The 12,044-nt window shown below is 41.7% G+C and carries 6 protein-coding genes, 2 tRNA genes and 3 rRNA genes; all 11 read left to right on the top strand.

Going from position 1 to position 12,044, the window contains the following annotated elements; genetic code table 11:
- The first annotated feature begins 99 nt into the window (after positions 1 to 99).
- Entirely contained in the window at positions 100 to 345 is a 246-nt protein-coding gene (hfq, locus tag A9G24_RS04895) for an RNA chaperone Hfq (RefSeq protein WP_065638023.1), read from the top strand.
- Positions 346 to 365: 20 nt separating this feature from the next.
- Positions 366 to 1,661 carry a ribosome rescue GTPase HflX gene (gene hflX, locus A9G24_RS04900; RefSeq protein WP_065638024.1) on the top strand — a complete coding sequence of 432 codons (1,296 nt, stop codon included), beginning with the start codon at positions 366 to 368 and terminating at the stop codon, positions 1,659 to 1,661.
- Between the two features lie 23 nt (positions 1,662 to 1,684).
- Positions 1,685 to 2,914, top strand: a complete 1,230-nt coding sequence (hflK, locus tag A9G24_RS04905; RefSeq protein ID WP_065638025.1) for an FtsH protease activity modulator HflK — start codon at positions 1,685 to 1,687, stop codon at positions 2,912 to 2,914.
- 10 nt (positions 2,915 to 2,924) lie between these two features.
- Entirely contained in the window at positions 2,925 to 3,887 is a 963-nt protein-coding gene (gene hflC, locus A9G24_RS04910) for a protease modulator HflC (protein WP_065638026.1), read from the top strand.
- Between the two features lie 20 nt (positions 3,888 to 3,907).
- Positions 3,908 to 5,206: an adenylosuccinate synthase gene (locus A9G24_RS04915; protein WP_065638027.1), complete on the top strand. Its 1,299-nt coding sequence runs from the start codon at positions 3,908 to 3,910 to the stop codon at positions 5,204 to 5,206.
- A gap of 88 nt (positions 5,207 to 5,294) precedes the next feature.
- Complete coding sequence (gene purT / locus A9G24_RS04920) at positions 5,295 to 6,476, top strand: formate-dependent phosphoribosylglycinamide formyltransferase (protein ID WP_065638028.1); 1,182 nt, start codon at positions 5,295 to 5,297, stop codon at positions 6,474 to 6,476.
- Positions 6,477 to 6,776: 300 nt separating this feature from the next.
- A 16S ribosomal RNA gene (locus A9G24_RS04925) occupies positions 6,777 to 8,314 on the top strand.
- A gap of 58 nt (positions 8,315 to 8,372) precedes the next feature.
- Positions 8,373 to 8,449, top strand: a tRNA-Ile gene (locus A9G24_RS04930).
- A gap of 111 nt (positions 8,450 to 8,560) precedes the next feature.
- A tRNA-Ala gene (locus A9G24_RS04935) sits at positions 8,561 to 8,636 on the top strand.
- A 258-nt stretch (positions 8,637 to 8,894) separates the two neighbouring features.
- Positions 8,895 to 11,793: ribosomal RNA gene (locus A9G24_RS04940) — 23S ribosomal RNA — on the top strand.
- Between the two features lie 126 nt (positions 11,794 to 11,919).
- A 5S ribosomal RNA gene (gene rrf, locus A9G24_RS04945) occupies positions 11,920 to 12,035 on the top strand.
- The 16S, 23S and 5S rRNA genes sit together here with 2 tRNA genes alongside, the layout of an rRNA operon.
- The last annotated feature ends 9 nt before the right edge of the window (positions 12,036 to 12,044 follow it).

The following is a 12,044-nucleotide window of genomic DNA, read 5'->3' on the forward strand; positions in this document are numbered from 1 at the left end:
ATACTAAAGATATATTTCAAATAGTATGTAAAATACATTGATTATATTATAAATGTATTTATTTTATCTTCATATAATTATTTTTTAAAGGATAAACTTATGTCAAAAGGGCAGTCATTACAAGATCCTTATTTAAACTTGCTTCGTCGAGAGCATATTCCGGTATCAATCTATTTAGTTAATGGTATCAAGTTACAAGGACAAATTGAATCATTCGATCAGTTTGTTATTTTGTTAAAAAATACTGTAAGCCAAATGGTATATAAACATGCTATCTCGACAGTCGTACCATCTAGACCTATTTCTGGATTGGTATCTCAGCCTGAAGAGGGAGCTGAAAGCTGATATTTCAGTGGAGAATCTGATTGTTTGAACGATATAAAGGCGGTGAAACTGCCTTATTAGTCCATGTATTCTTCCCTCAAGAAAGTGATATCGAGGATCTTAAAGAGTTTGAAGTATTAGTTTCTTCAGCTCAAATAGATATTCTCGATATCGTAACAACTTCAAGAAAATCGCCTCAAACCAAATATTTTGTTGGTGAAGGTAAAGCGCAGGAAATCGCTGAAAAAGTTGATCAACTTGATGCTTCCGTTATTTTAGTAAATCATACTTTAACACCCTCCCAAGAACGCAACCTAGAACAGTTGTGTAAATGTCGTGTTGTTGATAGAACAGGATTAATTCTTGATATTTTTGCACAACGAGCCAGAACACATGAAGGTAAATTGCAAGTCGAGCTAGCGCAGTTACAACACCTTTCAACTCGATTAGTCCGAGGTTGGACGCATTTAGAACGACAAAAAGGGGGAATTGGTTTACGAGGCCCTGGTGAAACTCAACTAGAAACAGATAGACGATTGATTCGTCATCGTATTCAGTTGATTTTATCAAGGCTTGCAAAAGTCGAAAAGCAGCGAAATCAAAATCGTCAATCAAGAAATAAAGCTGATCTATCAACAGTATCTTTGGTTGGTTATACTAATGCGGGTAAATCAACACTATTTAATGCATTAACAAATGCGGAGGTGTACGCTGCTGATCAGTTATTTGCTACGCTCGATCCAACGCTACGGCGGATTATGGTTGATGATGTTGGCGAAGTTGTTTTAGCTGATACAGTTGGTTTTATTCGTCATTTACCCCACGATTTAATTGCCGCTTTTAAAGCGACACTACTTGAAACGCAAGAAGCCACTTTATTATTACATGTTATTGATGCTGCTGATCCAAATATATTGGATAATATGCATGCTGTTGATGAAGTGTTACTTGAAATTGACGCCAATGAAATTCCAACATTACTCGTTATGAATAAAATTGATTTAATTGAAGGGAAACAGCCAGGTATTGATCGGGATGAAAATGGCATACCAATTCGAGTTTGGATTTCAGCGCAAAATAGTTTAGGATTGGATCAATTATTTATTGCTTTAAAAGAAAGGTTAGCCAAGCAAATTCAAGTTTGCCATTTAAGTTTACCTGCTCATTTAGCAAGACTTAGAAGCCGTTTATATCAGTTAAACGCGGTAGAAAATGAATTTATTAATGAGGATGGTCGTTTTCATCTAGATGTGAGAATTCCCTCAATTGAATGGAATCGCCTCTGTAAACAAGAGCCAGATCTGTTATACTTGATCAATAAGCAAAATAACAACTAATTGTTAAATGGAGCATATAAAATATGGCGTGGAATCAGCCCGGAAATAACGGACAAGATAACGACCCATGGGGAAATAATAACAAAAAACCAACAAATAATTCATCTGGTGGTTTATTTGATAAAATTAAAGACCTCTTAAAAAAAGGTAATTTAGGCAATAATAGAGGGAGCTCGGGGATTAAATTACCAATGAATACTACTAAAATGATTATATCTATAATCACTTTACTTGTTCTTGTTTGGAGTGTGAGCGGTTTTTATACCATCAACCAAAGTCAACGCGGTGTGATTACTCGCTTGGGGCAAGTCCAACCAGAAATTATTCAACCTGGTTTAAATTGGCATCCACCATTGATTGATAAAGTGTATAAAGTTGATACGCAAGGTACGCATAATTTTAATGTCAATGGTTTTATGATAACAACTGGTGAGGATCTAGTCTTTGTTGAGATGAATGTTCAATATCGCATCAGTAATCCTATAAAATATTTATTTAATGTCACTAATGTTAAAGATAGTCTACAACAAGCTGCTGATAGTGCTTTACGTACTGAAGTGGGTAGCTCAAGTATGGATGATATTTTAACTGATGGACGTTCAGCATTGGAAATCCGTACAAAAGATGAGTTAGTCAATGTTATCAATAATTATGATATGGGAATTAGTATAGTGGATCTTAATTTCCAATCAGCTCGTCCGCCTGAAGCAGTACAAGAAGCCTTTAATGATGCAATGAATGCTCGAGAAGACAAAAAACGTGAAATAAATAAAGCTGCTGCAGAAAAAGTTCAACAAGTACAACAGGCAGAAGGGCGCTCTGCAAGAATTTTAGCTGATGCTAATGCTTATAAGATTAAAGTGGAACTCGAGGCAGCAGGAGATGTGGCTCGTTTTGAAAAAATCTTACCACAATATAAGGCCGCACCAGAAATTACTAAAGAACGCCTGTATATTGAAACCATGGAAAGAGTATTATCTAAAACCAATAAAATTATAGTTAATGATAAAAGTGGAAATTTAATGGTATTGCCTCTAGAACAATTATTAAAAAATAAAAATGACAAAAAATCTGAAACAATGACTTTATCAAACTCAAATAGTGAATCTAATTTTAATATGCCGATCTCTTCTGAAACGATAAAAGATCAACCTCAGGCAACGCAAGCATCCCAAAAAGAGGTTAACAGCAGCACCAATAACACTATTAACGCGGGCAATACTACACGGACTCCGCGGTTTATGGGAAGATAAGGAGAAAAATATGCGCAAATTATTGATTCCTACAATATTGATTTTAATCGGTGTATTTTTTTCTAGTGCTTATGTTGTTGAAGAAGGGACTTGTGGCATCGTTTTACGTTTTAATAAAATTATAGAATTATCTGGTCCTGGATTACATTTTAAAATACCAGGAATGGATAATGTAAAAGTTGTTGATGCTAAAATCCAAACGACAAATAGTTCTGATAGTGTAGGTCGAGAGCAAAAGTTCATAACACGTGAAAATAAAGATTTAGTTGTTGATTATTTTGTACAATGGAAAATTGTTGATTTTAATCGATATTATGAAACTATTGTTGGTGGTAATAGTGTTGAAAGCCTACTACTTGCACGTTTAAATGGTCGTTTAAGGGCAGAAATTGGAAAATTAAATATCATCGATATTATTAATGACACAAATAATAACTCTCGTAATTCTATAATGACACGAGTAAAAGAAGCATTAAATGGTACAGCTCAGGAAGAGTTGGTAAAAAGTGAATCGGTTGAAAAGTTTATTAGTGAGATTGAAAAAGATTCTGAAAGTAATAAAACAAGTATGAGATCTTTTGGTGTTGAAGTCATTGATGTTCGTATAAAGAAAGTAAACTTTCCTCAAGAAATATCTAATTCAATTTATGAACAAATGAAAGCAGCTCGAAAAGTTGTTGCACAAAATCAACGTTTTCAGGGTGTCAAAAAAGCGGATGAAATACGAGCAGAGACCACGCTAGAAGTAACAAAGATATTATCCGAAGCTGAACGCCAATCTCGAACTATCCGCGGTGAAGGTGATGCAAATGCGGCTAAGCTTTATGCAGATACTTTTGGTAAAGATATGGAGTTTTTTAGCTTTATTCGTAGTTTAAAAGCTTATGAACAAAGCTTTACAGGTAATGATATTATGGTCATTAGCCCTGATAGTGAATTTTTTCAATATATGAAATTAAAATCTAATAACTAATTGAATGAGATAAATAATCTATGAGTAATAATGTTGTTGTGCTAGGTACACAATGGGGTGATGAAGGCAAAGGTAAAGTTGTTGATTTACTCACAGAAAAAGCAAAATATGTTGTTCGTTATCAAGGTGGACATAATGCTGGTCATACATTAGTGATTAATGGTGAAAAAACCGTATTACATTTAATTCCATCAGGAATCTTACGTAATGATGTGATAAGTATTATTGCTAATGGTGTTGTACTATGTCCTGATGCCTTAATGAAAGAAATGAACGAGTTAGAAAAAAGTGGTATTCCTGTTAAGGAAAGACTCCTTATTTCTGAATCATGCCCTTTAATTTTACCCTACCATATTGCATTAGACCAAGCGCGAGAAAAAGCGCGTGGCAGTAAAGCTATTGGAACAACAGGTCGCGGTATTGGTCCTGCTTATGAAGATAAAGTGGCACGGCGCGGACTTCGAGTTGGTGATTTATGTGATCGCCAAGCTTTTGCCGAAAAATTAAAAGAAGTAATGGAATATCACAATTTCCAATTAGTTCATTATTACAAAGCAGAAGCCGTAGACTATCAAAAAGTTCTCAATGATACATTAGCGATAGCTGATATTTTAGTTGCTATGATTGCCGATATTCCTGCTCTTTTAGAAGAAGCACGCAAAAAAGGTGAGAGAATTATGTTTGAAGGGGCACAAGGTACATTACTTGATATTGACCATGGGACTTATCCTTTTGTTACTTCTTCTAATACTACCGCTGGCGGTGTTGCAACAGGTTCTGGTTTTGGTCCACGTTATGTTGGTTATGTACTAGGTATTGTCAAAGCTTATTCTACACGTGTTGGTGCAGGCCCGTTTCCTACTGAATTATTTGATGAGACTGGTGAATACCTATGTAAGCAAGGTAATGAATTTGGCGCAACAACTGGTCGTCGTCGTCGTACTGGATGGCTTGATGTGGTTGCTGTTCGCAAGGCGGTACAACTTAATTCTGTTTCTGGATTTTGTTTAACTAAACTCGATGTGCTAGATGGACTTAAAGAAGTGAGGCTCTGTGTTGGTTATCAATTACCAAATGGTGAAGTCATCAAAAATGCTCCAGCCGCTGCTGAAGAATGGAGCTTAGTCAAACCTGTTTATGAATCAATGCCTGGCTGGAGTGAATCAACCTTTGGTATAAAAAGTTATGATGCTCTTCCACAAGCAGCTAAAGCTTATATTAAACGGATTGAAGAGTTAACCGAAACACCAATTGATATTATTTCAACAGGACCAGATCGAAGTGAAACAATGATTTTACGCGATCCATACCAAAATTAACTTAGCTTCAATCAAATCGGGATAATTGTCCCGATTTTTTGTTTTTAGGATGTTGTTTTCCAGAAAATTCACTGTGTAAGAGGAATTTATGACTAAACTAGGGACGCCATTATCACCCACTTCAACTAAAGTATTACTTTGTGGTGCGGGCGAACTTGCTAAAGAAGTTGTCATTGAGTTACAACGATTGGGTTGTGAAGTTATTGCCGTTGATCGTTATGCAAATGCACCTGCGATGCAAGTTGCTCATCGGTACCATATTGTTAATATGCTTGATGGGGATGCTTTAAGAAAAGTCATTGAAGCAGAAAATCCAGATTATATTGTTCCAGAAATTGAAGCTATTGCAACATCTACACTAATTGAGTTGGAAGAAAAAGGATTTACAGTTATTCCAACAGCAAAAGCAACACAACTTACCATGAATCGTGAGGGAATTCGTCGACTTGCAGCGGAGGAATTAAAATTACCAACGTCACCTTATCGATTTGCTACAAATGCAACTGAATTTAGAAAAGCAGTCAAAGAAATTGGTTTTCCTTGCTTAGTTAAACCTGTTATGAGCTCTTCTGGTAAAGGGCAATCATTATTAAGAGGCGAAGCCGATATTGAATCATCATGGAAATATGCACAAGAAGGTGGAAGAGCTGGCGGTGGAAAAGTTATCATTGAAGGCTTTATTGATTTTGATTACGAAATTACTTTACTTACAGTTAGACATATTAAGGGGGTGTCATATTGTGAACCAATAGGGCATCGTCAAGAACAAGGTGATTACCGAGAATCTTGGCAACCTCAGCAGATGTCTGATGAGGCATTAAAACAGGCAAAAGATATTGCAACTAAAATAACAGATGCATTAGGTGGGCGAGGGTTATTTGGCGTTGAATTGTTTGTTAAAGGTAATCAGGTATGGTTTAGTGAGGTATCACCTCGTCCGCATGATACTGGCATGGTGACATTAATTTCACAAAATCTATCTGAGTTTGCACTACATGCTAGGGCAATATTAGGCCTGCCCATTCCTATTATAGAACAATATGGACCATGTGCATCAGCTGTTTTATTAATTGAAGGTGATTCAAAACAAGTCACTTTTACTAATCTTGATAAAGCATTAAGTGAATTGCAAACTGATTTACGTTTATTTGGTAAACCAGAAGTGAAAGGTACTCGCAGAATGGGGGTTGCGCTAGCGAAGGCTTTAACGATTAACGATGCGATTACTAAAGCCATTAATGTAGTAAAACAACTAAAAATAACCCTATAATGAATTTTATTGTATAAAAAGTAATCGCTTAATTCAAAAAAAGAAAAATTTATAAAATAGGGGTTGACGTATGCAAGTGAAGTGAGTAATATACGCAACCCTTGAGGCAGCAAGCTAAATCAACAAAAAGTTGTTTGGGAATTGAAACTGTCAGCTCTTTAAAAAGAAGAAACAGACAATCTGTGTGGGCACTTGCGAGACGAAGAATGAAAAGTCTACGGACTTAAAAATTAAGTCTTGATAAGTGACACTGAAGATTCATTTGAATATGTCAGAGACAGTTATTGAGCGTCAAACTTTAAATTGAAGAGTTTGATCATGGCTCAGATTGAACGCTGGCGGCAGGCTTAACACATGCAAGTCGAACGGTAACATGAGTGCTTGCACTTGATGACGAGTGGCGGACGGGTGAGTAAGGTATGGGGATCTGCCGAATGGAAGGGGACAACAGTTGGAAACGACTGCTAATACCGTATAAAGTTGAGAGACCAAAGCATGGGACTTTCGGGCCATGCGCCATTTGATGAACCCATATGGGATTAGCTAGTAGGTGAGGTAATGGCTCACCTAGGCGACGATCTCTAGCTGGTCTGAGAGGATGACCAGCCACACTGGAACTGAGACACGGTCCAGACTCCTACGGGAGGCAGCAGTGGGGAATATTGCACAATGGGGGGAACCCTGATGCAGCCATGCCGCGTGTATGAAGAAGGCCTTCGGGTTGTAAAGTACTTTCGGTGATGAGGAAGGTAGTGTATCTAATAGGTGCACTAATTGACGTTAATTACAGAAGAAGCACCGGCTAACTCCGTGCCAGCAGCCGCGGTAATACGGAGGGTGCGAGCGTTAATCGGAATGACTGGGCGTAAAGGGCATGTAGGCGGATAATTAAGTTAGGTGTGAAAGCCCTGGGCTCAACCTAGGAATTGCACTTAAAACTGGTTATCTGGAGTATTGTAGAGGAAGGTAGAATTCCACGTGTAGCGGTGAAATGCGTAGAGATGTGGAGGAATACCGGTGGCGAAGGCGGCCTTCTGGACAGATACTGACGCTGAGATGCGAAAGCGTGGGGAGCAAACAGGATTAGATACCCTGGTAGTCCACGCTGTAAACGATGTCGATTTGGAGTTTGTTGCCTAGAGTGATGGGCTCCGAAGCTAACGCGATAAATCGACCGCCTGGGGAGTACGGCCGCAAGGTTAAAACTCAAATGAATTGACGGGGGCCCGCACAAGCGGTGGAGCATGTGGTTTAATTCGATGCAACGCGAAGAACCTTACCTGGTCTTGACATCCACAGAATCTTGTAGAGATATGAGAGTGCCTTCGGGAACTGTGAGACAGGTGCTGCATGGCTGTCGTCAGCTCGTGTTGTGAAATGTTGGGTTAAGTCCCGCAACGAGCGCAACCCTTATCCTTTGTTGCCATCGGTTAGGCCGGGAACTCAAAGGAGACTGCCGTTGATAAAGCGGAGGAAGGTGGGGACGACGTCAAGTCATCATGGCCCTTACGACCAGGGCTACACACGTGCTACAATGGCGTATACAAAGGGAGGCGACCTCGCGAGAGTAAGCGGACCTCATAAAGTACGTCTAAGTCCGGATTGGAGTCTGCAACTCGACTCCATGAAGTCGGAATCGCTAGTAATCGTGAATCAGAATGTCACGGTGAATACGTTCCCGGGCCTTGTACACACCGCCCGTCACACCATGGGAGTGGGTTGCACCAGAAGTAGATAGCTTAACCTTCGGGAGGGCGTTTACCACGGTGTGGTTCATGACTGGGGTGAAGTCGTAACAAGGTAACCGTAGGGGAACCTGCGGTTGGATCACCTCCTTACGAAGAGCTCGTAAGTGTTCACACAGATTGTTTGTTTAGAAGAAAGAGTCACTTTATTGGGTCTGTAGCTCAGGTGGTTAGAGCGCACCCCTGATAAGGGTGAGGTCGGTGGTTCAAGTCCACTCAGACCCACCAATTCTACTTAACTTTGCGAGTTTTAGGCTTGCGTTAATGATGTGAATAGTATAAGTTAGCAGATGCAAGTACGTTAAGCGAGTTGGGAAAATATAGATGAAGTGAATTATTGGGGCTATAGCTCAGCTGGGAGAGCGCCTGCCTTGCACGCAGGAGGCCAGCGGTTCGATCCCGCTTAGCTCCACCATTAAAGATATCTCTTTCGTTAGGTAGTAAAAATTATCTTTGTATTTGCTTAGGTATAATAGTGAGTGAATAGAAAGATAAAGCTCTTTAACAATTAGGAACAAGCTGAAAGAAACGAGTTCTCGTTCTTATGAAAAGCTTTTATTGAGACGTGTAATTAAAAGTTAGCGATAATTTTTAGTTGAGGCGAATTGGTAGAGGTGAGTCATTAAGAAAGAGAAAAAAGCGTAATTAAAACCAAGACAACTGTGAGTTGTAAGGTTAAGAAATTAAGCGTACACGGTGGATGCCTAGGCAATCAGAGGCGAAGAAGGACGTGTTAATCTGCGAAAAGCGACGGTGAGCTGATAAAAAGCGCTATAGCCGTCGATGTCCGAATGGGGAAACCCAGTGTAGGAGACTACACTATCATATGATGAATCCATAGTCATATGAGGCGAACCGGGAGAACTGAAACATCTAAGTACCCCGAGGAAAAGAAATCAACCGAGATTCCCTGAGTAGCGGCGAGCGAAAGGGGAGTAGCCCAAGCGGGTAGCATATAGTATTAGTGGAAGCGTCTGGAAAGTCGCACGATAGAGGGTGAAAGTCCCGTACACGAAGGTGCGATATGTGGAAGCTTATAGAGTAGGGCGGGACACGTGATATCCTGTCTGAAGAAGGGGGGACCATCCTCCAAGGCTAAATACTCCTGATTGACCGATAGTGAACCAGTACCGTGAGGGAAAGGCGAAAAGAACCCCGGGAGGGGAGTGAAATAGACCCTGAAACCGTGTACGTACAATCAGTGGGAGCTGTTACCGTTGGGTAGTAGTGACTGCGTACCTTTTGTATAATGGGTCAGCGACTTATATTCTGTAGCAAGGTTAACCGAATAGGGGAGCCGAAGGGAAACCGAGTATTAACTGTGCGTTAAGTTGCAGGGTATAGACCCGAAACCCGGTGATCTAGCCATGGGCAGGTTGAAGGTTGGTTAACACTAACTGGAGGACCGAACCGACTAATGTTGAAAAATTAGCGGATGACCTGTGGCTGGGGGTGAAAGGCCAATCAAACCGGGAGATAGCTGGTTCTCCCCGAAAGCTATTTAGGTAGCGCCTCATGAGTAACTGTTGGGGGTAGAGCACTGTTTCGGCTAGGGGGCCATCCCGGCTTACCAACCCGATGCAAACTCCGAATACTGACAAGTTTAATCATGGGAGACACACGGCGGGTGCTAACGTTCGTCGTGAAGAGGGAAACAACCCAGACCGCCAGCTAAGGTCCCAAAGTCATAGTTAAGTGGGAAACGAAGTGGGAAGGCTTAGACAGCTAGGATGTTGGCTTAGAAGCAGCCATCATTTAAAGAAAGCGTAATAGCTCACTAGTCGAGTCGGCCTGCGCGGAAGATGTAACGGGGCTAAAACTATGCACCGAAGCTGCGGCAGTGCACGTAAGTGTGTTGGGTAGGGGAGCGTTCTGTAAGCCGTAGAAGGTGTGTTGTGAGGCATGCTGGAGGTATCAGAAGTGCGAATGCTGACATAAGTAACGATAAAGCGGGTGAAAAGCCCGCTCGCCGGAAGACCAAGGGTTCCTGTCCAACGTTAATCGGGGCAGGGTGAGTCGACCCCTAAGGAGAGGCCGAAGGGCGTATCTGATGGGAAACGGGTTAATATTCCCGTACTGGCTATAACTGCGATGGGGTGACGAAGAAGGCTAGGTTTACCACCTATTGGATGGTGGGTTAAGCATGTAGGCGTGTGATTAGGCAAATCCGGTCACTGAAACGCTGAGGTGTGATGACGAGCTGCTAAGGCAGTGAAGTAATTGATGCCCTGCTTCCAGGAAAAACCTCTAAGCTTCAGGTTATAGTTAATCGTACCCGAAACCGACACAGGTGGTCAGGTAGAGAATACTCAGGCGCTTGAGAGAACTCGGGTGAAGGAACTAGGCAAAATGGTGCCGTAACTTCGGGAGAAGGCACGCTGATGGTAATTGAAGTCCCAAGCGGATGTAGGTGAAGTCAGTCGAAGATACCAGCTGGCTGCAACTGTTTAATAAAAACACAGCACTGTGCAAACACGAAAGTGGACGTATACGGTGTGACGCCTGCCCGGTGCTGGAAGGTTAATTGATGGGGTTATGCGTAAGCAGAAGCTCTTGATCGAAGCCCCAGTAAACGGCGGCCGTAACTATAACGGTCCTAAGGTAGCGAAATTCCTTGTCGGGTAAGTTCCGACCTGCACGAATGGCGTAATGATGGCCAGGCTGTCTCCACCCGAGACTCAGTGAAATTGAAATTGCCGTGAAGATGCGGTGTACCCGTGGCAAGACGGAAAGACCCCGTGAACCTTTACTATAGCTTGACAGTGAACATTGAGCCTTAATGTGTAGGATAGGTGGGAGACAAAGAAGCATGCACGCCAGTGTGTGTGGAGTCGACCTTGAAATACCACCCTTTAATGTTTGATGTTCTAACCTATACTTCTGAATCGAGGTAAGGGACACTGTCTGGTGGGTAGTTTGACTGGGGCGGTCTCCTCCCAAAGAGTAACGGAGGAGCACGAAGGTTAGCTAATCCTGGTCGGACATCAGGAGGTTAGTGCAATGGCAAAAGCTAGCTTGACTGCGAGAGTGACGGCTCGAGCAGGTACGAAAGTAGGTCATAGTGATCCGGTGGTTCTGAATGGAAGGGCCATCGCTCAACGGATAAAAGGTACTCCGGGGATAACAGGCTGATACCGCCCAAGAGTTCATATCGACGGCGGTGTTTGGCACCTCGATGTCGGCTCATCACATCCTGGGGCTGAAGTAGGTCCCAAGGGTACGGCTGTTCGCCGTTTAAAGTGGTACGCGAGCTGGGTTTAGAACGTCGTGAGACAGTTCGGTCCCTATCTGCCATGGGCGTAGGAAAATTGAGAGGGTTTGCTTCTAGTACGAGAGGACCGAAGTGAACGCACCGCTGGTGTTCGGGTTGTGATGCCAATTGCATTGCCCGGTAGCTACGTGCGGAATAGATAAGTGCTGAAAGCATCTAAGTACGAAACTAGCCTCGAGATGAGTTTTCCCTGAAGAGATTCAGTAAGGTCCGTTTGAGACTAAGACGTAGATAGGTCAGGTGTGTAAGTGTAGTGATACATTGAGCTAACTGATACTAATGAACCGAGAGTCTTAACCTTACAACTCGGAGTTGTTTTGGGATTATGCGATTGATAGTATAAAAGTTGAAATAACAGTTTGTTCCGGATTGAGAGATTAGTGCAGATATGAGATAATGTAGCTAATTGAAAAGAGTACAGGATATGTCTGGCGGTAATAGCGCGGTGGTCCCACCTGACCCCATGCCGAACTCAGAAGTGAAACGCCGTAGTGCCGATGGTAGTGTGGGTATTACCCATGTGAGAGTAGGGTGCCGCCAGACTTTTAAATT

The organism is Gilliamella sp. App6-5, from assembly GCF_001690525.1.
GTDB lineage: Bacteria > Pseudomonadota > Gammaproteobacteria > Enterobacterales > Orbaceae > Gilliamella > Gilliamella apicola_H.